General features: G+C 69.5%; 21 protein-coding genes. 7 read left to right on the top strand and 14 right to left on the bottom strand.

Annotation, left to right across the window (positions count from 1 at the left end; genetic code table 11):
* Positions 1 to 145: 145 nt before the first annotated feature.
* Entirely contained in the window at positions 146 to 823 is a 678-nt protein-coding gene (locus ED208_RS04245) for a hemerythrin domain-containing protein (RefSeq protein WP_123210595.1), read from the top strand.
* Between the two features lie 18 nt (positions 824 to 841).
* On the opposite strand, the gene ED208_RS04240 is transcribed toward ED208_RS04245, so the two are convergent.
* Positions 842 to 1279 (bottom strand): YciI family protein, encoded by a 438-nt coding sequence (locus tag ED208_RS04240; RefSeq protein WP_123210594.1) that lies wholly within the window; start codon positions 1277 to 1279, stop codon positions 842 to 844.
* A gap of 130 nt (positions 1280 to 1409) precedes the next feature.
* On the opposite strand from ED208_RS04240, the gene ED208_RS04235 reads away from it, so the two are divergent.
* Entirely contained in the window at positions 1410 to 2375 is a 966-nt protein-coding gene (locus ED208_RS04235; protein ID WP_123210593.1) for a quinone oxidoreductase family protein, read from the top strand.
* A gap of 20 nt (positions 2376 to 2395) precedes the next feature.
* Here the strand turns inward: ED208_RS04235 and ED208_RS04230 are convergent, their stop codons facing one another.
* The 6 genes from ED208_RS04230 to ED208_RS04210 form a co-directional block, all read right to left on the bottom strand.
* Positions 2396 to 2704 (bottom strand): cyd operon YbgE family protein, encoded by a 309-nt coding sequence (locus tag ED208_RS04230; RefSeq protein ID WP_233574768.1) that lies wholly within the window; start codon positions 2702 to 2704, stop codon positions 2396 to 2398.
* Positions 2701 to 2832, bottom strand: a complete 132-nt coding sequence (cydX, locus tag ED208_RS04225; RefSeq protein WP_123210592.1) for a cytochrome bd-I oxidase subunit CydX — start codon at positions 2830 to 2832, stop codon at positions 2701 to 2703. The genes ED208_RS04230 and cydX overlap by 4 nt, the downstream gene beginning before the upstream one ends.
* A 28-nt stretch (positions 2833 to 2860) precedes the next feature.
* Positions 2861 to 3997 carry a cytochrome d ubiquinol oxidase subunit II gene (gene cydB, locus ED208_RS04220; protein WP_123210591.1) on the bottom strand — a complete coding sequence of 379 codons (1137 nt, stop codon included), beginning with the start codon at positions 3995 to 3997 and terminating at the stop codon, positions 2861 to 2863.
* A gap of 11 nt (positions 3998 to 4008) precedes the next feature.
* Positions 4009 to 5562: a cytochrome ubiquinol oxidase subunit I gene (locus ED208_RS04215; protein ID WP_123210590.1), complete on the bottom strand. Its 1554-nt coding sequence runs from the start codon at positions 5560 to 5562 to the stop codon at positions 4009 to 4011.
* The gene (cydP, locus tag ED208_RS17255) at positions 5559 to 5729 is read right to left on the bottom strand and encodes a cytochrome oxidase putative small subunit CydP (protein WP_158608426.1); all 171 of its coding nucleotides are present in this window, start codon (positions 5727 to 5729) and stop codon (positions 5559 to 5561) included. Before cydP ends, ED208_RS04215 begins: the two co-directional genes overlap by 4 nt.
* A 177-nt stretch (positions 5730 to 5906) precedes the next feature.
* Positions 5907 to 7211, bottom strand: coding sequence for a sigma-54 interaction domain-containing protein (locus ED208_RS04210; RefSeq protein WP_123210589.1), 1305 nt, complete (start codon positions 7209 to 7211; stop codon positions 5907 to 5909).
* A gap of 260 nt (positions 7212 to 7471) precedes the next feature.
* On the opposite strand from ED208_RS04210, the gene ED208_RS04205 reads away from it, so the two are divergent.
* Genes ED208_RS04205 through ED208_RS04195 form a run of 3 tightly spaced genes read left to right on the top strand, consistent with a single transcriptional unit; the run spans position 7472 to position 10855 of the window.
* Positions 7472 to 8356, top strand: coding sequence for an MBL fold metallo-hydrolase (locus ED208_RS04205; RefSeq protein WP_123210588.1), 885 nt, complete (start codon positions 7472 to 7474; stop codon positions 8354 to 8356).
* A gap of 25 nt (positions 8357 to 8381) precedes the next feature.
* Complete coding sequence (locus ED208_RS04200) at positions 8382 to 10049, top strand: bifunctional protein tyrosine phosphatase family protein/NAD(P)/FAD-dependent oxidoreductase (RefSeq protein ID WP_123210587.1); 1668 nt, start codon at positions 8382 to 8384, stop codon at positions 10047 to 10049.
* A complete protein-coding gene (locus ED208_RS04195; protein ID WP_436286619.1) occupies positions 10046 to 10855 on the top strand; it encodes a sulfite exporter TauE/SafE family protein in 810 nt (269 codons plus the stop codon). The genes ED208_RS04200 and ED208_RS04195 overlap by 4 nt, the downstream gene beginning before the upstream one ends.
* A 24-nt stretch (positions 10856 to 10879) precedes the next feature.
* Here ED208_RS04195 and ED208_RS04190 read toward each other — a convergent pair whose 3' ends face one another.
* The 6 genes from ED208_RS04190 to ED208_RS04165 form a co-directional block, all read right to left on the bottom strand.
* Complete coding sequence (locus ED208_RS04190; RefSeq protein ID WP_123210701.1) at positions 10880 to 12103, bottom strand: RNA polymerase sigma factor; 1224 nt, start codon at positions 12101 to 12103, stop codon at positions 10880 to 10882.
* A 233-nt stretch (positions 12104 to 12336) separates the two neighbouring features.
* Entirely contained in the window at positions 12337 to 12771 is a 435-nt protein-coding gene (locus tag ED208_RS04185; RefSeq protein WP_123210585.1) for a VOC family protein, read from the bottom strand.
* A gap of 36 nt (positions 12772 to 12807) precedes the next feature.
* Complete coding sequence (locus ED208_RS04180) at positions 12808 to 13452, bottom strand: glutathione S-transferase family protein (protein ID WP_123210584.1); 645 nt, start codon at positions 13450 to 13452, stop codon at positions 12808 to 12810.
* Positions 13449 to 13946: a VOC family protein gene (locus tag ED208_RS04175; RefSeq protein ID WP_123210583.1), complete on the bottom strand. Its 498-nt coding sequence runs from the start codon at positions 13944 to 13946 to the stop codon at positions 13449 to 13451. The genes ED208_RS04180 and ED208_RS04175 overlap by 4 nt, the downstream gene beginning before the upstream one ends.
* Before the next feature lie 11 nt (positions 13947 to 13957).
* Entirely contained in the window at positions 13958 to 14383 is a 426-nt protein-coding gene (locus tag ED208_RS04170) for a YciI family protein (protein ID WP_123210582.1), read from the bottom strand.
* Positions 14384 to 14393: 10 nt separating this feature from the next.
* A complete protein-coding gene (locus tag ED208_RS04165) occupies positions 14394 to 14879 on the bottom strand; it encodes a VOC family protein (protein ID WP_123210581.1) in 486 nt (161 codons plus the stop codon).
* Between the two features lie 142 nt (positions 14880 to 15021).
* Here ED208_RS04165 and ED208_RS04160 point away from each other — a divergent pair, with 142 nt between their 5' ends.
* Entirely contained in the window at positions 15022 to 15672 is a 651-nt protein-coding gene (locus ED208_RS04160) for a hypothetical protein (protein ID WP_148044681.1), read from the top strand.
* On the opposite strand, the gene ED208_RS04155 is transcribed toward ED208_RS04160, so the two are convergent.
* On the bottom strand, positions 15662 to 18976 hold the full coding sequence (locus tag ED208_RS04155; protein ID WP_123210579.1) for a PKD domain-containing protein: 3315 nt from the start codon (positions 18974 to 18976) through the stop codon (positions 15662 to 15664). The two genes, ED208_RS04160 and ED208_RS04155, sit on opposite strands and share 11 nt — an antisense overlap.
* 130 nt (positions 18977 to 19106) lie before the next feature.
* Here ED208_RS04155 and ED208_RS04150 point away from each other — a divergent pair, with 130 nt between their 5' ends.
* The gene (locus ED208_RS04150) at positions 19107 to 19658 is read left to right on the top strand and encodes an ECF-type sigma factor (RefSeq protein WP_123210578.1); all 552 of its coding nucleotides are present in this window, start codon (positions 19107 to 19109) and stop codon (positions 19656 to 19658) included.
* Positions 19659 to 19694: the final 36 nt, after the last annotated feature.

Raw genomic sequence — 19694 nt, 5'->3', positions numbered from 1 at the left:
TCACAGTCGGCCCGCGCTTAGTGAGTTTTTAGGATTCGCTTAGGGAAGATTTAGCGGCGGCACCCAGCCACGCGCCCTAGTCTGGCGGCCCATCGCAGCACGCATTCCGCGCAGCGCGAGACCGCCAACACGACAAGGAAATCCCATGGCCAGCGAAACCGCCCGCTACAGCATCTACGCCGTCATCCACAAAGCCCTGCGTGCGCAGATGTCGCATGCGCTGATGGAGGTCGGCCGCTGCGACTGGCACGACGCCAGCGAACGCACCCAGGCCCTGCTGACCGTGGAGCAGTTGCTGCAAGCCTGCGGCGCGCACTTGCAGCACGAGAACGAGTTCATCCACACCGCGATGGAAGCCTGCCAGCCGGGCTCGGCGGCGCACACCGCCACCGAGCACCGTGGCCACCAGCGCGAGATCGCCGAGCTGCTGGCGCTGGGCCGCTGCATCGCGCAGACGCCGGACCGCGCCGCGCGCGAAGGTGCGGCCGCGCAGCTCTACCGGCAACTGGCGCGCTTCGTCGCCGAGAACTACGAGCACATGGACGTGGAGGAGAGCCACAACAACGCCGTGCTCTGGGCCGGCTACAGCGACGCCGAAATCCACGCCATCGAGCAGCGGCTGGTCGCCAGCATTCCGCCCGAGGAGATGATGGGCGGCCTGCGCTGGATGCTGCCCTATGCCAACCATCAGGAGCGCAGCCAACTGCTCGCCGGCATGCGCCAGCAGGCGCCCGCCGAGGCTTTTGGCGGCGTGATGGAAATGCTGCGGCCGCTGCTGCGCTACAGCGACTGGCACAAGCTGGAAACCGCGCTTGCCGCCTGAGGCCCGAGGCCGCGCTCGCTAGCGCTGCTGGTCGACCGAGAAGGCTGCCGCGCTCCAGGTGGGCGCGGCGGCTTCGATGATCTTCAGCAGGTCCGGCGGGAGGTCGCCCGCGCCAGTGAGCGGCCGCACGTCGAGCAGCTCGGCGCTGGCCATGCCGACCGGGCAGCGCAGCGCCCACTGAATGGCGTCCGCCAGCGTCGGCACCTCGATGAGGTAGAAGCCGCCGACCAGCTCGCGGGTCTCCGCGAACGGACCGTCAACGACATGGCGACGGCCCTCGCGCACGGCGACGCGCGCGCCGCCGGCCGCCGGATTCAGCCCCTCGCTGGCGATCAGCACGCCGGCGCGGTGCAGCTCTTCGTTGTAGCGCATGTAGTCGATGAGCTGCTGCTCGCTGAACGGCTGGTCGGCACCGGCGGCGCCGGGGCCGGTGGTGGCGGTGATGAGGAAGCGCATGCGGGTTTGTCCTTGGATTGCGGGATGAAAGTCCTTACTCCCTGTCACGTCGAATCAGCACTGGCGAATTCGACAGGGCGCGGCGCGCGGCCGCCGTAGAATGCGCGCCTTGCCCCACCGAGCGCGCGCCATGAAAGCCTTGCAGTTTGATCGCCCGGGTTCGCTCGACAGCCTGCGCTTGCTGGACTTGCCGGCACCCAGCGTCGGCGCCGACGAAGCGCTGGTGGCGGTGCGCGCCGCCGGGCTCAACCCCAGCGATGTGAAGAACGTGCTGGGCCGCTTCCCCGCCTATACGACGCTGCCGCGCGTGCCCGGCCGCGACTTCGCCGGCGTGGTGCTGCAAGGCCCGGCGGACTGGATCGGTGCCGAGGTCTGGGGCACTGGTCGCGACCTCGGCTTCTTCAAGGACGGCAGCCACGCCGAGCAACTGGTGCTGCCGCTGCGGGGTCTGGCGCGCAAGCCGCGCGCGCTGAGCTTCGCCCAGGCGGCGAGCTGCGGCGTGCCCTACACCACCGCCATCAACGCGCTGGACCGCAGCGGCGTGCAGGCCGGCACCCGCTTGCTGGTGATCGGCGCCAATGGCGCGGTGGGGCGCGCGGCGGTGGCCTTGGCCCACCAGCGCGGCGCCGAGGTGGTGGCCGCCGCGCGGCGGCCGGAGCAGTTCGCGGAATTCGCCAGCGCTGGCATCGCCACGCTGGAACTCGGCGAGCCGGCCAGCCTGCCGGCGCGGCTCAAGGCGCATTTCACTGCCGGCGCCGAGGTGGTGTTCGACACCACCGGCTTCTGGCTGCCGGCGGCGGTGGAGCTGCTGGCGCCGTTCGGCCGCATCGCGGTGATCGCCGCGCCGGTGGACGGCCTGGTGCAACTGCCGGTGCTGGCCCTGTACCGGCGCGGCGGCAGCCTGGTCGGCATCAACACCCTGCTCTACGACGTGGGCGACTGCGCCGCCATGCTGGCGCCGATCGCCGCCGCCTTCGACGACGGCAGCCTGCCGCTGCCGCCGGAACCCGACTGCCGGCCGCTGCGCGAAGGCCTGAGCGCCTACGCCGAGGTCAACGCCGGACGCTCGGCCAAGCTGGTGCTGCTCAACGACTGAAGGCGCGGCGGCGCCTGGGGTCAGCCCAACAGCCGGTCCAGCCCCAGGCGTAGTTGCGCGATGGCAAGCAACAGGGCCAGCAGGCTGGCCGGGCCGGAAAGCAGCCGACGCGCCCAGGCGTTGGCGGGCACATAACCGACGCCACGGGTCAGGCCGGCGGCCATCGCCCAGCAGGCCAGCGTCGCGGCGAGGTGATCGGCCTTGCCGTCGGCGCCCACCAGCAGACGCGGATAGGCGGTGAGCGCCAGCATCAGACCCAGGCCCAGACCCAGCGGCAGCCAGGCCATGCCGGGGAGCTGCGCTGGCACGGCGCCCGGCTCCTCGTTCACGGCAGGTGGTCTCCGGAGTCAGCGGAATCGCCCCGCCGCCGGGCCTCTTCGTTTTCGCCCCACATGGCGTTGAGGATCGCCAGCAACACCGCGAAGCCCACGCCCAGTACCCAGGTGAAGTACCACATGCTGCAAATCTCCTTATGGCGGCGCGGTTCAGTAGGCGCTGTGGCTGTTGTGCTCGATGTGCTCGGCGGTGACCTTGCCGCGCATCACCCGGTAGGCCCAGCCGGTGTAGAGGATGATCAGGGGCATGAAGATCAGCGTCGCCCAGAACATGATCGCCAGGGTCAGCGGGCTGGAAGCGCTATCCCAGACCGTGAGGCTGGAATTGGGCATCGACGACGAGGGCATCAGGAAGGGGAACATCGACACCGCCGCCGTGCCGATCACCCCGGCCAGCATGAACGCGGAGGCGATGAAGGCGAGGCCGGTGCGCCCGGCCCGCGTCAGCAGCAGCGCCAGCACGGCGCCGGTGTAGGCGAGCACCGGCACGGCGATGGTCCAGGGCCAGGCGCGGTAGTTGGCGAACCAGGCACCCGGGCTGCGCTCCACGGTCTTGGCAAGTGGGTCGGGCAAGGCACCCGGATCAATCAGCGAGGTGATGAGGTAGCCGTCGATGCGGGTCAGCCAGAGCCCGGCGGCGCTGAACGCCAGCAGCAGGCCGAGACCGGCGACGTAGACCGCCGCCCGCGCGCGCGCGGCGATGACGCCCTCGGTGCGGTGGGCCAGGTAGATGCCGCCGTGCATCAGCAGCATCAGGCTGCTGACCAGGCCGCAGAGCAGGGCGAAGGGGTTGAGCAGCGCCCAGAAGCTGCCGGTGTAGTGCGACATCAGCATCGAGTCGAAGTGAAAGGGCACCCCTTGCAACAGGTTGCCGAAGGCCACGCCGAAGATCAGTGGCGGCACGGTGCCGCCGATGAACAGGCCCCAGTCCCAGGTTGAGCGCCAGCGCGGGTCGGCGATCTTGCTGCGGTAGTCGAAACCCACCGGCCGGAAGAACAGCGCGAACAGCACCGCCAGCATCGCCCAGTAGAAGCCGGAGAACGCGGTGGCATAGATCAGCGGCCAGGCGGCGAAGATGGCGCCGCCACCGGTGATGAACCAGACCTGGTTGCCGTCCCAGTGCGGGCCGACGGTGTTGATCACCACGCGGCGCTCGACATCGCTGCGACCGGCCCAGGGCAGCAGCATGCCGACGCCCATGTCGTGGCCGTCCATGATCGCGAAGCCGATCAGCAGCACGCCGACCAGCAGCCACCAGATGAGTTTCAGGGTTTCGTAGTCGAACATGACCAAGCTCCTCAGTGGGCGGCTTCAAACTGGTAGCGGCCGGTGCCTAGGCTGCCCGGCCCCAGCCGCGCGAAGCGCACCATCAGGTACATCTCCACCACCAGCAGCAGGGTGTAGAAGCCGATGAAGCCAACCAGCGAGCCGTAGAGATTGCCGACGCTGAGCGTGGAGACCGAGAGATGCGTCGGCAGCACGCCGTAGATGGTCCAGGGCTGGCGGCCGTATTCGGCCACGAACCAACCCAGCTCGCAGGCGATCCAGGGCAGCGGCAGGGACCACAGCGCCGCGTGCAGCAGCCAGCGACGGTGGGCGCACTGGCCGCGCACGGTCTGCCAGGCGGCGAAGGCGAATAGCGCCAGCATCCAGAAGCCGATGCCGACCATGGCGCGGAAGGCCCAGAACATCGGCGCCACCCGAGGGATGGTGCTGTCCACTGCCTGCTGGATCATCTCCGGCGTCGCGGCGCCGACATCGGTGGTGTACTTGCGCAGCAGCAGGCCGAAGCCGAGGTCGGCCTTGTGCCGCTCGAAGAGCGCCAGCGCCTCGGTGTCCTCGCGATTGGCGCGCAGGCGCTCCAGGCTTTTCACCGCCACGATGCCGCTGAGAATGCGGTGGCGATTCTTCTCCTTGATTTCGAGGATGCCCGGAATCTGCTTGCTCACCGAGCGGGTGCCGATCAGGCCCATCACCCAGGGGATCTGCACCGCCCAGTCGTTCTTCTGCTCGGCTTCGTTGGGCCAGGCGATGAGATTGAAGGGCGCGGGTGCCGGCTCGGTTTCCCACATCGCCTCCAGCGCCGCCATCTTGGTCTGCTGCGCCTCGCCCACCGTGTAGCCGGACTCGTCACCAAGCACGATCACCGAGCACACCGAGGCCAGGCCGAACGCGGCGGCGATGCGGAAGCTGCGCTTGGCGAACTCCACGTCGCGACCCTTGAGCAGATACCAGGCCGAGATCGAGAGCACGAACATCGCGCCGGTGACATAGCCGGCGGAAACGGTGTGCACGAACTTGGCCTGCGCGTCCGGGTTGAACACCACCGCCCAGAAGTCGGTCAGCTCCATGCGCATGGTCTCGAAGTTGAACTCGGCGCCCACCGGGTTCTGCATCCAGCCGTTGGCGATCAGGATCCACAGCGCCGAGAGATTGGTGCCGACCGCCATCAGGATGGTGACCAGCAGATGCTGCGGCTTCGACAACCGATCCCAGCCGAAGAAGAACAGGCCGATGAAGGTCGATTCCAGGAAGAAGGCCATCAGGCCCTCGATCGCCAGCGGCGCGCCGAAGATGTCGCCGACGTAATGCGAGTAGTAGGCCCAGTTGGTGCCGAACTGGAATTCCAGGGTGATGCCGGTGGTGACGCCGAGCGCGAAGTTGATGCCGAAGAGCTTGCCCCAGAAGCGGGTCATGTCCTTGTAGACGACCTTGCCGGTCATCACGTAGACCGCCTCCATGATCACCAGCAGCCAGACCATGCCGAGCGTCAGCGGCACGAACAGGAAGTGGTACATCGCCGTGATGGCGAACTGCAGACGGGACAGATCGACAAGCTGCTCAGAAATCATGGGCGGGGCTCGGCTTGGGAAGGAGCGCCCAGCAGCAGGGTTTCGACGCGGGCGGGATCGGCCTCCACCCTGGCCTCGCGCACGAAGGCCCACCACAAACCCCAGAGCAGCAAGAGCTTGAGCGCCAAAATCAGCGCGATCTCTCGAAGCAGCGGGTTGGTGAACATCGGCAGGGGTCCGGAAGGCGGCTGCGGTTTAACGGTCAAGTCCCGTGCCATTGGGTCTTTCTGGAAAACACCAATAAATTCAGCGGCCTGGGTTTCAAGCCTGACCCTGGCCTGCCAGTTTCACTGCCAGCGGCGTGGTGTATGGCAGCAGGCTGGCAGCAACTGACAGCGGCAGACCTACTCCAGGCCGTGCGAACGTAGCCGGCGGTAGAGGGTGCGTTCGCTCAGTCCCAGGTGCGCGGCCAGCTCGGCGCGGGTGCCTTCGAATACCGCCAGCGCGTGTATCAACCGCGCCTTTTCCTGATCGGGCTTCAGCTTTCGTGGCGCCTCGCCCTCGGGCTCGCCACCCAGGATTTCGGGCGGCAGGTGATGCAGCCGGATCAGGCCATCCTCAGCGAACAGCCGGGCGCGCTCCAGCAGGTTGCGCAGCTCGCGGACATTGCCGGGAAACGCGTAGCGGCGCAGCGCCGCCAGCGCCGCGTCCTCGATCCGCAACGGCACGGCACTGTGCATGCGGCGCAGCAGGCTCTGCGCCAGCAGGGGGATGTCGTCGGCGCGCTCGCGCAAGGCCGGCAGGTGCACCGGGAAGGCACTGATGCGGTAGTAGAGATCCTGGCGAAAGGTCTGCTGCTCCACCATCCGCCGCAGCGGCTTGTGGGTGGCGGCCACCAAGCGGAAGTCGGCGCGCAGGGTTTCGACGCCGCCCACGCGCCGGAAGGTGCCGGACTCGATCAGGCGCAGCAGCTTCACCTGCATCGGCAGCGGCACGTCGCCGATCTCGTCGAGAAACAGGGTGCCGCCGTGCGCAGTCTCGGCGAGGCCGATCTTGCGCTGGTTGGCGCCGGTGAAGGCACCGCGCTCGTGGCCGAACAGCTCGCTCTCGAACAGAGTCTCGGAAAGCCCGGTGCAGTCCACCACCACCAGCGGCCCGTGGGCGCGGTTGCTGGCTTGGTGCAGGGCGCGCGCGAACAGCTCCTTGCCGGTGCCGGACTCGCCCTGCAACAACACCGGGATCTGTGAGGGCGCAGCGCGGCGGAGCGAGGACAGCGCGGCATTGAATGCCTCGGCGCGGCCCACCAGGCCGTCCTCGCGAGGCTGCGCCGACGCCGAGGCGACGGTATTGAGCCGCTCGACGTAGGCGATCACCTGTCCCGCCTCGTCCAACACCGGCCGCAACTCGACATCGACGTGTTCCTGGCCGCGCGGCGTGTGATGGATGTGCAGCACCCGGTCCGGAGCCCGGGTCGCCAGCGCCTGCTTCATCGGACAGTGCTCGCCGGCCTGATCGCAGGGCACGCTGTACTGGTGCGAGACCCGGAAGCATTTCTGGCCCTGGATACCGTGCCCGGCCGAGCCGAACTGGCGTTGGTAGGCGGTGTTGGCAGCCAGGATGTTGTAGTCGGTGTCGAGCACGATGGTCGGCGCCGCATCGTGTTCCAGGTACGAGATCAACGGCTGCACGGTCTGCGTGGTGGTGGACATGGATGTCTTCGTCAGTCGCTGCGCACCGGAGCCGGTGCCGGAACCAGCCTAACAAAGCCCGGTCGGGGGCTGCCAGTTCGCTGCCATTGTCTGCCAGAGCTGCCAGCCGAGGCGCTGCCAAACCAGCTTTCTGGCACCCCTGCAGTTGGGACAATTTAATAAAAACAACATCTTGTGATTGATTGCCGGGCTGGCACGCGATTTGTTCCTGCCACTGTCATTGTTCCCTGCCGCCCGGCAGATATTTTCGGAGACGCTCCATGAGCAGCACTGGCCGCCTATTCGTCGAAGGCCATTTCGACCCCGCCACCGCCACCATCAGCTACATCGTGCTGGACCGTCCGACCAGGGTCTGCGCGATTGTCGACAGCGTGCTGGACTACGACCCCAAGTCCGGACGCACCTCCACCACCTCTGCCGATGCCCTGATTGAGCGGGTACAGGCCTTGGGAGCGACGGTGCAATGGCATCTCGAAACCCATGTCCACGCCGACCACCTGTCCGCCGCCCAGTATCTGCGGCAACGACTGGGCGGCCGGATCGCCATCGGCGACCAGATCCGCACGGTGCAAAACGTGTTCGGCAAGATCTTCAATGCCGATGCGCGTTTCGCCCGCGACGGCAGCCAGTTCGATCATCTATTCCACGACGGCGACCACTTCGAGATCGGCGGGCTTTCCGCACTGGTCATGCACACCCCCGGGCATACACCGGCCTGCCTGACCTACGTGGTGCGGGACGAGGAGGAAACTGCGGCCTTCGTCGGCGACACCCTGTTCATGCCGGACTTCGGCACCGCCCGCTGCGATTTTCCCGGTGGCGATGCCCGCACCCTGTACCGCTCGATCAACAGGGTGCTGGGCCTTCCCGCCGAAACCAAGCTTTACATGTGCCACGACTACCGGCCCAACGGCCGCGAGCTGCGCTACGTGACCACGGTGGCGGAGGAGCGCGCCAACAACATCCACATCCGCGACGGGATCAGCGAGGAGGCCTTCGTCACCATGCGCACCGCCCGCGACGCCACGCTCGACATGCCAGCGCTGATCCTTCCCTCGGTGCAGATCAACATGCGCGCCGGCCAGCTCCCGGAGCCGGAAGACAACGGCAACCGCTACCTGAAGATTCCCCTCAACGCGCTCTGAGCCAGAGCCCTCCGGAGCCGTTTCCATGTCGATTCGCAAGCTGACCGCCGAGCTTTCCGTGGCCCCCCAGATCCTGCCCGCCGAGCTGCCGGCGCTGGCTGCGCAGGGCTTCCGCACACTGATCTGCAACCGCCCTGACGGCGAGGGTGCCGACCAGCCGACGCATCAGGAGCTGGCCGCCGCCGCCGAGGCGCTGGGTATGCGTCTGCACTACCTGCCGGTCCCCTCCGGCAAGGCCGACGAAAGCACCGGCCAGCGCTTCGGCGCGTTGGTGTCGGAGTCGGCCAAGCCGGTGCTGGCCTACTGTCGCACCGGCATGCGCTCGACCACCCTGTGGGCGCTGTCGCAGGCCGGCCAGCGCCCGACCGCCGAGCTGGTGCAGACCGCGCAGGAGGCCGGCTACGACCTGTCGGCGCTGGCCGAGCGCCTGACCGCGCAATCGCCCGCCGGCAGTCAGCGCACCGACGCCAGCCATACCGTGGTGATCGTTGGTGGCGGCGCCGCCGGTATCGCCACCGCCGCCAGCCTGCTGGCCCGCATGCCGGACCTGGACATCGCCATCGTCGACCCCGCCGAAGTGCACTACTACCAGCCGGGCTGGACGCTGGTGGGTGCTGGCGTGTTTCGCCCCGAGGACACCGTACGCACCATGGCACGGCTGATTCCGCGTGGGGTGCACTGGATCAAGGCGGCCGTCGCCGCCTTCGAACCGGAACGCAATGCGCTGATCCTCGAAGGCTGCCGGGTGGTGCGCTACGAGCAGCTGGTGGTCTGCCCCGGGCTGAAGCTGGACTGGGAGGCAATTCCCGGCCTGCCCGAAACCCTCGGCCAGAACGGTGTCACCTCCAACTACCGCTACGACCTCGCGCCCTACACCTGGAAGCTGGTGCAGAACCTGAAATCAGGGCGGGCGCTATTCAGCCAACCGCCAATGCCGATCAAGTGCGCCGGCGCGCCGCAGAAGGCGCTGTACCTGTCCTGCGATCACTGGCGACGCCACGGCCGCCAGGGCGCGATCAAGGCCGACTTCTACAATGCCGGTGCGGTGCTGTTCGGCGTGCCCGACTACGTGCCGGCGCTGATGAAATACATCGAGCGCTACCAGGTAGGTCTGAACTTCGGCCACAGCCTCACCGCCGTGGACGGGCCGCGCCGGATCGCGACCTTTACCCGCAGCCTGGCCGACGGCAGCCGCGAGATCGTGCAGCGCGAGTTCGACTTTCTGCACGCGGTACCGCCGCAGCGCGCACCAGACTTCATCCAGTCCAGCCCGCTGGCGGACAGCGCGGGCTGGATCGACCTGGAGCCCGGTAGCCTGCGGCACAAGAAGTACGCCAACGTCTTCGGCCTCGGTGACGCCGGCAACACCCCCAACGCCAAGACCGCAGCGGCAGCGCGCAAACAGGCGCCGGTGGTCGCGCACAACCTGCTCGCGGCGCTCAGGAACCAGCCACTCGATGGTCGCTACGATGGTTACGGCTCCTGCCCGCTGACGGTGGAGCGCGGCAAGATCGTGCTTGCCGAGTTTCTCTACGGCGGCAAGGTGCAGCCCAGCTTCCCGAACTGGTTGCTGGACGGCCGCAAGCCCAGCCGCGCCGCCTGGCTGCTCAAGGAGCGCATCCTGCCGCCACTGTACTGGCAAGGCATGCTCAAGGGCCGCGAGTGGATGGCGACACCCGAGCTAGTCGGCTGATGGAGGCGCAAAGTCTGGCGCTGCTGCTCGGCGGGCTGATCGGCCTGGCGCTGGCGCTGACCGGCGCTGGCGGCGGCATTCTCGCCGTGCCGCTACTCGTATTCGGGCTGGGGCTGTCCGTGCTGCAGGCGGCGCCGGTGGCCTTGGTCGCGGTGGGCCTGGCGGCGGCCTTGGGCGCAGGGCTGGCACTGCGCGAACAACAGTTGCGCTATCGCGCCGCAGGACTGATCGGCGTGACCGGGGTACTCGCGGCGCCGGTCGGGGTGTGGCTAGCCCACCAGCTGCCACCAACGCCCTTGTCGCTGTTGTTCGCCGCCGTACTAACTCACGTGGCGCTCCGAATGATCCGCGAAGCGCGCCGGCCGGCTGACCTGTCCAGGACGCGCGAGCAGCTGCCCTGCGTGCTCAATCCCGAGCAGGGCCGCCTGAACTGGACCGCGCCCTGCGCACGCGCGCTGATGATGACCGGGGCACTATCGGGTTTGATGAGCGGCGCGCTGGGCGTCGGCGGCGGCTTTGTCATCGTCCCGGCGCTGACGCGCTACACCAATCTGGATCAGCGCAGCATCGTTGGCACCTCTCTGGGGGTGATCGCCCTGGTGTCGGCAGGCAGCGTCAGCATCGCCGCCGTATCGGGCACGCTACTCTGGCCGGTGGCGCTGCCCTTCGCCGCAGGATCTGGCCTGGGCATCCTGGCCGGCCGGCGGCTGGCACACCGGATTTCCGGGCCGCAGCTGCGGCAGCTGTTCGGCGTGGTGAGCCTGGGCGCGGCCGTCTCGCTGGCGCTGAAGGCGCTCAGCGCATGAGCCCGCTATCGCCGGAACACCGCCTCAGACGGCAGACAGACAGCCAGCGGCGCGTTCCAGCAGCAGGCTGCGCTCGCGCGCGTTGGCGGTGAGCGCGGCGGCGCGCTCGAACTCCTGGCGCGCCTCGTCCAGGCGCCCGAGCTTGTAGAGCAGATCGCCGCGCACGCTCGGCAACAGGTGATAGCGCTGGAGCGCCGGCTCGCGGCAGAGCGCATCGACCAGCTTCAAGCCCGCCGCCGGGCCTGCTGCCATCGCCACCGCGACGGCGCGGTTGAGCTCCACCACCGGCGAGGGCCGCAGACGCGCCAACTGCGCATAGAGCGCGGCGATGCGCGGCCAGTCGGTATCTTCGGCGCGCGCGGCGCGGGCATGGCAGGCGGCGATGGCGGCCTGCAACTGGTAGTTGCCGGGCTCGGCGCTCAGGGTTTGCGCGCGCTCCAAGGCTTGCAGTCCGCGCTGGATCAGCAGGCGATCCCAGCGACGGCGGTCCTGCTCCAGCAGCAGGATCGGCCGGCCGTCGGCGGCCAGCCGCGCGGCATTGCGCGAGGCCTGGATCTCCATCAACGCGACCAGGCCGTGCACCTCCGGCTCCAGCGGCGCGAGCGCGGCGAGCACGCGGCCCAGGCGCAGCGCTTCCTCGCACAGCGCCGGCCGCAGCCAGTGTTCGCCGCTGGTGGCGGCGTAGCCCTCGTTGAAGACGAGGTAGATCACTTCCAGCACCGAGGCCAGGCGCCCGGCCAGCTCGGTTGGCGGCGGCAGCTCGAAGGGCACCCGCGCCTCGGCGAGCGTCTTCTTGGCGCGGACGATGCGCTGCGCGACGGTGGCCTCCGGCACCAGGAAGGCGCGGGCGATCTCCTCGGTGGAAAGCCCGCCCAGCAGGCGCAGCGTCAGCGCCAGCCGCGCCTCGGTACCGAGCAGCGGATGGCAGGCGATGAAGATCAGCCGCAGCAGGTCGTCCTCGATGAACTCGTCGAGCGCGGCGGCGCGGTCGGCGGCTTCGAGCTGTTGCTGCAAGTCCAGCTCGGGGGCGAGCAGTTGGTGCTTCTCGTCCTGCATCCGCAACTGCCGCAGGCGGTCGATGCCCCTATGTTTGGCGGCGGCCATGAGCCAGGCGGCGGGATTGTCGGGCAGGCCTTCGCGCGGCCACTGTTCGAGCGCGGCGAGCAGCGCGTCCTGCGCCAGCTCCTCGGCGAGGCCGACGTCGCGCACCAGGCGCGTCAGGCCGGCGATGATCTTCGCCGACTCCATGCGCCAGACCGCGTCGATGCGGCGGTGGATGTGCTCTGTGGGGGTCACGGGCGGCGATCAGAGCATCGCCAGCCAGGCGAAGCAAGCAAGCGCGTCGCACCGGGCGCTGCTTCCCGCGCCTGCGGGGGAAGGCTGGGATGGGGGCCTTGCGCGATAGCCACGGCACACCGCGCACGCGAGCTCCGGCAGCGCCCCCACCCCGACCCTCCCCCGTGCACCGGGGAGGGAGCGCTTCAGGCGCGGGCATGCCCGGGTTCGCCGGCCGTCGCCATGGCCGACAGGTCTATCCACTTCGCACCCCAGACGTGGCCGTCGGGATCGGTGAAATCACGGCCGTACATGAAGTCGTAATCGTCGATGGGATTGATGTCGATGACGCCACCGTGCTCGGCCGCCGCCTGCGCCATGGCATCGACCTCCTCGCGGCTCTCGCAGGAGACCGCGAGCCCGACCTCGCTGGAGGTGTTGGGCGGAATCGGGCGGCTGGTCAGCCGCCGCCAGGTGTCGTGACTGAGCAGCACGATCTTGATCGACTCGCTCAAGGCCAGGAACGCGGCGCCGTCGCCGCTGGGGCAGCTCGGATCGTTGACGAAGCCCAGCGCGGTGTAGAACGCGGTCGAGGCTTTCAGATCGGTGACCGGCAGGCTGATGGTGAGGGTTCGGGGCATGGAGGAACTCCGGTAAGCAGGGGGTAGAGACAAGGCTCAGTCGGCGGCGGCGAAGTGCGCGAGTTGGTCGGCGTGCGCCTTGATGAAGGCCGGACGGGCGACGGCACGCGCCAGATAGGCGCGGCAGGCAGGCAGGGCCGCCAGCCCGTCGAAACGGTCGACCAGGCGCAGCGCGTCCGCCATCGCGATGTCGGCGATGGAAAAGACCTCGGCCAGCCATTCGCGCTCATGCAGCACGGTCTCCAGATGCGGCAGCCGCGACTTCTGGAGAAAGTCCTCGAACAGGCGCGCGACCGGCGCCTCGCCGGTCTGCCCGGAGAACCGCAGCATCGCTAAGGGCAGGCTGGCCATCTCGACCGAGTTCAGCGCCGCGAACAACCACGCGATGGCGTCGCTACGGCGGCGGGCCTCGGTTGCTAGCAAAGCTTCACTGCGCGCGCCGAGATGCAGCAGGATCGCGCCGCTCTCGAAGATCGACAGCTCGCCATCGCTCAGCCAGGGCACCTGCCCGAACGGCTGATGCCGGTAGTGCTGAGGATCGCGCGCGCGGAACGGCGTGGTGGCGATGCGGTAAGGCAGGCCGGCCTCCTCCAGCGCCCAGCGCACGCGCAAGTCGCGCACATAGCCGCGCGGCCATTCCGGCACCCAGTCGAAGGTGGTGAGAACCAGCTCGGCGCTCATGCGGCCACCGCCCGTTCAACGGTGGCGATGTCGATCTTCACCATCTGCATCAGCGCGCGCATCGCCTTACCGGCCTTGATCCGGTCCGGGCCGGCGAGCCACTCGACCACCGACTTCGGCGTGATCTGCCAGGACAGCCCGTAGCGGTCCTTGAGCCAGCCGCAGGCCTGCGACTGCCCGCCGCCGCCTTCGGCGAGCGCGTTCCAGTAGCGATCGACCTCGGCTTGGTCCTCGCAGTAGACGATCAGCGACATCGCCTCGCTGAGCTGGAATCGCGGGCCGCCGTTGAGGGCGAGAAAGCCCTGGCCGGCCAGCTCGAAGGCGACGGTCATCACCGAGCCGGCGCGCTGGCCGTGCTGCTCGTGGCCGTCTTCGGTGTAGCGGCCGATATCGACGATGCGCGAGTCCGGGAACAGGCCGACGTAGAAACGCGCGGCCTCCTCGCCCTGGGTGTCGAACCAGAGGCAGGGAGTGATCTTGCTGGCGAAATCCATGTGCTTACTCCTCAGTGCTGTTTGTCGACGCGGGCGCGTAGCGCGTCTTCCTGGGCGCGCAGTTCCGGCGTGAACTCCGCGCCGAAATCCTCGGCCTCGAACACGCGGCGCAGCTCCAGCTCGAAGTGTTCACCCTCGGGGTTTGGGCAGCGTGCCGCCCATTCCAGCGCCTCGTCCATCGAGCGCACTTGCCAGAGCCAGAAGCCGGCGACCAGCTCCTTGGTTTCCGCGAAGGGGCCGTCGACGACCCGCGAGCGGGCGCCCTCGAAAACCACGCGGTGACCGCGCGAACTCGGGTGAAGGCCCTCGCCGGCCAGCAGCACGCCGGCGTTCACCAGTTGCTCGTTGTACTGGCCCATCGCCGCCAGCAGGGCCTCGCCGGGCATCACGCCGGCTTCGGAAGCGGGGCTTGCTTTCACCAACACCATCACGCGCATGGCGGCTCTCCTAGTTGCAGGGTTGCGGGGCGCCGGCCATCGCGGCGGCGGCACGGGCGGGCAGCTCTTCCGGCGACACGTCCTCGATATGGGTCGAGAACATCCAGCTATGGCCGAACGGGTCCGTGAGGCAGCCCATGCGGTCGCCCCAGAACTGGTTCATCACCGGCATCACCGGGGTGCAGCCGGCGGCGATGGCGCGGGCGAAGAAGGCATCGACATCCTCCACGAAGACTACCGCCGCACTGGCCGAACCGCCCAGGGTCTGCGGACTCAAGGCGCCGCGTTCCGGCATCTCCTCGGTGAGCATGAAGGGCGCGGCACCGACCCGCAGTTCGGCGTGCATCACCCGGCCGCCGGGCGCCAGGCACGCGACTTCAGTGGCGCCGAAAGCGGTCTTGTAGAACTCGATGGCGCGGTCGGCGCCACGGACGGTGAGGTAGGGCGTGGCGCCCGGGTATTGCGGCGGGATGGCTTGGACGGCGGCGGTGCTCATGAGGGCTCCAGGGGGTGGACGGAAGCGCGGCCGCTCTCGCGAAGCGCCGGCATCAACACGTCGAACGGTCGCGACGAAAATCGACAGACCCCGCGCGCCCGGCCCCAGGCGAAATACCAAGCCGCTGACGCAGAAGAGATTTATGCTGGTCGGCAAGCCCCGGCCAACGGTCCCCAGGCCACCGTATTTCGCCCCCTTGGAAAGCTCCCTGCGAACGCTTTACCAGCTCGCCCCGGCGGACCACGCGGGCGCGGTAACGGTGCTGCACCTCGGCGCCGAGGACAGCACGGTCCTCGCCGGCAGCGGCCGCGAGCCGGCTGGGGCCTGGCGCCTGGCGCTGGGAACCCGGAAAACCGCGCGGGAATTCTTCCGGGCCGCGCTGCCCAGCGCGCTGGAAATGGAAACCGCCATCGCCGCCGTCGAGGACGAGGTCCTGCGCCTCGCAGACCTGCCGGCCGGTTCCCGCCTGGTCACCGGCGACACCGCGATGCGGCGCATCGCCGCGCTTGCCGGCGTGCCGCGCGGCGAGCGCATGGTGCTGAGTCTCGATGCCATGGAAGCCTTGTTCCAGCGGCTCGCGGCGGTGATCGAGGGGCGGCCCGCCGCACACGAAAACCTGCCCGCCAGCGCCGGGTTCGCCGCCGCGCTGCTGATCCTGCGCGAGTTCATGCACCACCAGCGGTTCGCCACCATCACCGTGCTGGTGGCTGCCGGCGACGACGACCAGAGCGCGTCCGGCGGCGCCGGCTGGGGCGACAGCCCGGAGCCGGCGCCGTCAGCACCTATTCGGTGAGCCGCAGCAACTGCATCTGGCTGGAAGCCTGGATGGCCTGGTAGACCTCGCCGCCGACGGTCAGCAGCCGCTGCCCGCTGCCGGTGCGGTTGTAGGCGAAGCTGGGCACGAACTGCACCACCGCGCCGCCGTTGACGCCGAGGCCGCTGGTGCTGTCGGCGGCATCGTTGGCCTGCACCACCGGGCGGCTGAAGCTGCCGGCGTTGGTCACCGTGGTGTTGCTGTACGCGAGCAGCGCCCGCGCGCCGAGCAGGGTGTAGCCCTCGATGGCGCCGGCGAAGTCGCTGCTGCTGATGCGGCTGGCGGCGCCATTGCGCCACTGGCTGCCGTCGAAACGCCAGACTGCGGTGTAGCGCTGGCTGCTGCCGGCGACGATGGGATCGTCGTTGGCATCGAGCGCGATGCGTGGCGCGAAGCTGGCCGATTCACCGGCCGGCTGCGGCAGCAGGCCGTCATTGGGCCCCACCGGCTGCCAGCCTGCCGGGGTGGAATCCGGGGTGAAGCGCCGCACCACGGTGCCGCTGCCGCTGCGCGGTGCGGTGGCGAGGTAGACGCGGCCGTTGTTCTCGTTGGCGAGATCGAAGTAGTCGCCGTTGAAGCGGTCCCCGGCCGCGTCGGGGGTGCTCAGCGCCCGCCAGCGGCCGTCCGCCAGCACCGTGACCAGCACCGCGCCGTTGCTGAGCGGCAGGCCGGCCAGCGGGCGCGCCTGCGAGTCGACCAGCAGCTTGGGGCGGGCGAAGCTGCCCACGCGCTCGCTGGACACCAGACCGGTGTCGTTGGCCAGGGGCTGCCAGTCTTCACCGGTGAGCCGCCGCGCGACGAACTGGCTGCCGCTGATGGTGCTGCCGGGCGTGGTCACGGTGGTGTCGAGCCCGTACAGCAGCAGGGGGCGGTTGTCGCTGTCGAAGGCGACGGCGGCTTGTACGCCGCCGGTGCTGCCGGTCATCAGGCGCAGGTCGCCCAGCTCCGGCCCCACCGGCTGCCAGCCGCCATCGACGTGGCGGCGCAGCGACAGGGCAAAGCGGGCATCGCTGCCGCTACCGGTCTGGCGCACCAGCAGCACCACCGCGCCGCCGGCGTGATCGGCGACCAGATCGACCAGCCCGTAGCCATCCAGCAGCGGCGTCACCGGCAGCCAGTGGCTGAGCGCGGCGCCCAGCCGCAGCGACGGCGGGTTGCCGTCCAGCGAGGCCAGTTGCAGCACCGCCGTGCCGGTGCCGGACATCCGCAGCGAGCGCTCGTCGGGCACCGACTGCTGCGGGCTGCCGACCGCACTGTTGAACAGCACCTGCCCGTCGGGCGCGATCAGCCGCATCCGCGACTCGGTGTTGAGCGAGGTGAGGTAGAGCGTGCGTGCCGCCGTGATCGGCAGATGCAGCCGCAGGGTGGTCAGCGCCTCGGGGAAGCGGTTGAGATTGCTGAACGGCAGCGACAGCGTCTCGTCCTGGTCGCTGCCGACCTGTTCGATGCGGATGCGGGCGGTGGCCGGCGTGCCCTCGGTGGCGACCAGTTCCAGCGTGTAGCGGCCGTCGTCCGGCAGCAGCTGGATCAGCGGCCGGCTGCCGGTGTTGAGTTCGGGATAGACCAGCAGCGGGGCCTCGCCCTTGAACAGCCGCAGGCTGCCGCGCGGCAGGGCGCTGCCGCTGTCGGCGCTGGCCTCCACGCTCAGCTTCAGCCAGCGGAAGCCCTGGGCGTCGAAGTTGAGACGGCTGACCGAGCCGGCGCTCGGCAGCTTGCGGCTGCCGTCGAAGGGCAGGCTGATGTCTTCGCCGCCTTCGCCCTGCGCCTGCACCGGCCGCATCTTCACCACCAGCTCGGTCTGACCGGTGTTGCCGGCGGGCAGGCTGCCGCTGCCGACGAAGCTGCCGTTGAGCGCGCTGACGCTGAACCGGAGTCCGGCGGCGGCGGGGAGATCCAGCGCAGCGCCATCGACCGGAATCAGCGTCTCGGCGCTGAAGCCGGGCAGCCGCGCCGTCGCTACCGCCTTGGCACCGGCGGCCTTCTGTTCCGGGATGCCGCGATCCAGCTCCGCCAGCCATTTGCACAGCGTGGCCTGGGCAAAGGTGTCGCGCGAGCCGGGCAGGCCGATGTCATCGTCGTAGACGCATTTGAGCTTGGGCTTGGGCGTGCGCACCTCGAAGCCCATGTCGCTGTTCCACCAGGAGAAATGCCCGACCCGCGCGCGCATCGCGAGGCCGGTGGGCGAGCCGGCGGCGGCTTCCAGAACGCCCTCGCCCTCGTTGATCCAGGCGCCGCTCTGCTCGTCCAGGGACCACAGCGGAATGCGATCACCGGCGGCGAACGGGCTGCCGTCGAGACGGCGGTCGGCGTAGACCGGCAGCAGGATCTCCGCCTGCTGGCCGGGCGCGATCTGTACTGGCGCGCCGTCCTGGCTGAGCGCGAACTCGGTGGTGCCCAGGCTGACCAGGGGCAGCCGCGCGGTGTCGGCGTTGATGCCCTCGAAGCGGCCCGGAAAGCCGCCGGAACGCGGCTGGGTGATGTCCACCGGCGTCATCGCGATCCGCACCGCGCCGGTCACCGGCGAGCCGTCGGCCTTCACCAGCGCGCCGGCCGGCAGCTGGATGCTGGCGCCGTCCTTGCCGCTGAGCGTGCCGCCTGCGGCCGCGTCGGCGAGGGTGAGCGCCGGCTGCTGCGGCAGCATCACCACGCTGAACTCGGCATCGCTGCCGGTCTCGTTGGGCAGGTTCAGGCTCAGCACCTGCAAGGCGTAGCCGGCCTTGGCGAAGCGCAGCGTCTGCGGCACCCCGACGCCCAGCATCAGCGACAAGCCGCCATCCGCCGCCGTCTCGGCGCTGCCGCCGCCCTGGACGCTGACGCTGACACCGGACAGCGCCGCGCCGTCGAGTCCGCTGACCTTGCCGCGCACCGCCACGTTGCGCGCCGCCGCCGGCGCCGCCGTCACCGTGATCTCCCGGTCGAGGCTGGCGCTGGCGCCCTGCGGATCGGTGGCGGTGAGCCGCACGCGGTAGCGGCCGGCGGCGGAAAACACATGCGCGATGCGGGCGCCGCCGCCGTGCTGGCCGTCGGCAAAGTCCCAGTTCAGCAACAGCGCACCGCCCTCGGGGTCGCTGGAGGCGCTGCCGTCGAACGCCAGCGGCTGGCCGGCGACGACGCTGTCGCCAACGCTGATTCGCGGCGTTGGCGCCAGATTGCCGGGCGGCGGTGGTGGTGGTGGTGGCGTAACCGGCGTGAGGCTGAGCTGGGAATGGTCCCCGCAGCCGAGCAGCAGGAACGGCAGCAGCATCAGGGACCACAGTTGCGGCAGCGGCAGGGACGGTTTCATGGCGGGGCTCAGGGCGACGTTGAGTGGGTCTCAACCGGCCAAACGCGGCGGAGCGACAAAACCGGACATGGCACTCACCACCGGCCCCGGCGGCATGGCCTAATAACCGCCCAGGGAGGCCGCCAGACCGATGAGCGACATCACGCAACTGATCGAGGCCGGCGCCGCGAAAGGCGGGGTCGCATCGGCGGAGCTGTTCGCGGCGGCCTACCAGGAGCTGCGCAAGCTGGCGCGCGCCCGGCTCGCCAGCAGCGGCCCGATGACCCTGCTCGACACCACCGCGCTGGTCAACGAGAGCTGGCTGCGCCTGAGCGGCCAGCAGGCGCTGCAGGTGGACAGCCGGCGCCGGTTCTTCGCCTACGCCGCGCAGGTGATGCGCAGCGTGATCGTCGATCTGGTGCGCGAGCGCAACGCCGAGCAGCGCGGCGGCGGGCAGCGTCCGCTCACCCTCAACACCGCCATCGGCGAAGGCCTGGTCGCCGCCGATGACGAGGCCCTGCAAGTCCACGAGGCGCTGGAATCGCTGGCGCAGGTCGAGCCGCGCCTGGCGCAGGTGGTGGAGATGCGCTACTTCGGCGGCCTGACCGAGAGCGAGATCGGCGAAGTGCTGGAGCTCACCGAGCGCACCGTCCGCCGCGACTGGGAGAAGGCGCGGATGCTGCTGGCGACCATGCTGGCCTGATGTCCGGTTTGCCGCCGCCGTCCCGTTCGGCCTGAC

It is taken from the genome of Stagnimonas aquatica (genome assembly GCF_003730135.1).
GTDB lineage: Bacteria > Pseudomonadota > Gammaproteobacteria > Nevskiales > Nevskiaceae > Stagnimonas > Stagnimonas aquatica.
This window is presented reverse-complemented; position numbering and strand designations above follow the sequence as displayed.

Bases quoted from the DNA above. Each gene is read 5' to 3' on its own strand.
- ED208_RS04155 (WP_123210579.1), bottom strand. From the start codon at position 18,976: ATGAAACCGTCCCTGCCGCTGCCGCAACTGTGGTCCCTGATGCTGCTG.
- ED208_RS04240 (WP_123210594.1), bottom strand. From the start codon at position 1,279: ATGCGCTTCCTCATCACCGCCACCACCGGCCCCGGCGCCGCCGGTGCC.
- ED208_RS04200 (WP_123210587.1), top strand. From the start codon at position 8,382: ATGTCGATTCGCAAGCTGACCGCCGAGCTTTCCGTGGCCCCCCAGATC.
- ED208_RS04245 (WP_123210595.1), top strand. From the start codon at position 146: ATGGCCAGCGAAACCGCCCGCTACAGCATCTACGCCGTCATCCACAAA.
- ED208_RS04210 (WP_123210589.1), bottom strand. From the start codon at position 7,211: ATGTCCACCACCACGCAGACCGTGCAGCCGTTGATCTCGTACCTGGAA.
- ED208_RS04165 (WP_123210581.1), bottom strand. From the start codon at position 14,879: ATGAGCACCGCCGCCGTCCAAGCCATCCCGCCGCAATACCCGGGCGCC.
- ED208_RS04175 (WP_123210583.1), bottom strand. From the start codon at position 13,946: ATGGATTTCGCCAGCAAGATCACTCCCTGCCTCTGGTTCGACACCCAG.
- ED208_RS04160 (WP_148044681.1), top strand. From the start codon at position 15,022: ATGCTGGTCGGCAAGCCCCGGCCAACGGTCCCCAGGCCACCGTATTTC.
- ED208_RS04185 (WP_123210585.1), bottom strand. From the start codon at position 12,771: ATGCCCCGAACCCTCACCATCAGCCTGCCGGTCACCGATCTGAAAGCC.
- cydP (WP_158608426.1), bottom strand. From the start codon at position 5,729: ATGTTCACCAACCCGCTGCTTCGAGAGATCGCGCTGATTTTGGCGCTC.
- cydX (WP_123210592.1), bottom strand. From the start codon at position 2,832: ATGTGGTACTTCACCTGGGTACTGGGCGTGGGCTTCGCGGTGTTGCTG.
- ED208_RS04205 (WP_123210588.1), top strand. From the start codon at position 7,472: ATGAGCAGCACTGGCCGCCTATTCGTCGAAGGCCATTTCGACCCCGCC.
- ED208_RS04215 (WP_123210590.1), bottom strand. From the start codon at position 5,562: ATGATTTCTGAGCAGCTTGTCGATCTGTCCCGTCTGCAGTTCGCCATC.
- ED208_RS04235 (WP_123210593.1), top strand. From the start codon at position 1,410: ATGAAAGCCTTGCAGTTTGATCGCCCGGGTTCGCTCGACAGCCTGCGC.
- cydB (WP_123210591.1), bottom strand. From the start codon at position 3,997: ATGTTCGACTACGAAACCCTGAAACTCATCTGGTGGCTGCTGGTCGGC.
- ED208_RS04180 (WP_123210584.1), bottom strand. From the start codon at position 13,452: ATGAGCGCCGAGCTGGTTCTCACCACCTTCGACTGGGTGCCGGAATGG.
- ED208_RS04170 (WP_123210582.1), bottom strand. From the start codon at position 14,383: ATGCGCGTGATGGTGTTGGTGAAAGCAAGCCCCGCTTCCGAAGCCGGC.
- ED208_RS04190 (WP_123210701.1), bottom strand. From the start codon at position 12,103: ATGGAGTCGGCGAAGATCATCGCCGGCCTGACGCGCCTGGTGCGCGAC.
- ED208_RS04150 (WP_123210578.1), top strand. From the start codon at position 19,107: ATGAGCGACATCACGCAACTGATCGAGGCCGGCGCCGCGAAAGGCGGG.